The following is a 985-nucleotide window of genomic DNA, read 5'->3' as shown; positions in this document are numbered from 1 at the left end:
CGGCCTCGGCGCGGCCGCGACGATGGTGTTCATCTCGGTCGTGACGGAACTCAACGCGACGCTGCTGCTGTCGCCGATCGGCACCCGCACGCTCGCGACGCAGGTGTGGAGCGACACGGCGACGCTCGCATTCGCCGCCGCGGCGCCCTATGCGGCGCTGCTCGTCGCGCTGTCGCTCGGCGCATCGGGACTGCTGTTCCTGCTGCTCGGCCGCGCGTCGGTGCGCGACTGAGCGTCGCCCTTTACCCCGGAACCGCCCATGAGCGAACTACGCATCCACGGCCTGTCGAAATCGTTCGGATCGCATACCGTCCTGCACGACATCGATCTCACGGTGCGTCGCGGCTCGCGCCTCGCGCTGCTCGGCCCGTCCGGCAGCGGCAAGACCACCCTGCTGCGCGTGCTGTGCGGCTTCGAGCGCGCCGAGCGCGGCACCGTCGAGATCGACGGCCGCCGCGTGGCCGCGCCCGACGTGCACCTGCCGCCCGAACAGCGCCGGATCGGCTACGTGCCGCAGGAAGGTGCGCTGTTTCCGCATCTGTCGGTGGCCGACAACATCGCATTCGGGCTGCCGCGCGCGGCGCGGCGGCGCCATCATCGCGTCGACGAACTGCTCGAGATGGTCGGCCTGCCCGCGTCGTATGCGAGCCGCGCGCCGCAGCAGCTGTCCGGCGGACAGCAGCAACGTGTCGCACTCGCACGCGCGCTCGCGCCCGAGCCGTCGCTCGTGATCCTCGACGAACCGTTCTCCGCGCTCGACACGTCGCTGCGCCACGAAACGCGCAGCGCGGTCGCGGATGCACTCGCGGCAGCGGGCGCGACATCGGTGCTCGTCACGCACGACCAGCCCGAGGCGATGACGCTCGGCGACGAAGTGGCGGTGATGTGGCACGGCCGGCTCGTGCAGACGGCCGTGCCGCAGACGCTGTACCGGCAGCCCGTCACGCGCGCCGTCGCGTCGTTCGTCGGGCAGGGCGCGCGGCTG

Annotated in this window: 1 protein-coding gene and 1 pseudogene; both read left to right on the top strand. The window is 72.2% G+C overall.

Annotated elements, in window-relative coordinates:
- Positions 1-232, top strand: a pseudogene (locus G3N99_RS40795) (iron ABC transporter permease); the annotation flags it as partial.
- A 27-nt stretch (positions 233-259) separates the two neighbouring features.
- Positions 260-985 (top strand): ABC transporter ATP-binding protein (locus G3N99_RS40790; RefSeq protein WP_206125261.1); only part of this gene is annotated, 726 nt, incomplete at its 3' end.

This window comes from Burkholderia sp. Ac-20392 (assembly GCF_017104585.1).
GTDB classification, from domain to species: domain Bacteria; phylum Pseudomonadota; class Gammaproteobacteria; order Burkholderiales; family Burkholderiaceae; genus Burkholderia; species Burkholderia lata.
Note: the sequence above shows the minus strand (reverse complement) of the source record. Positions and strands in the feature narration are given on the sequence as shown.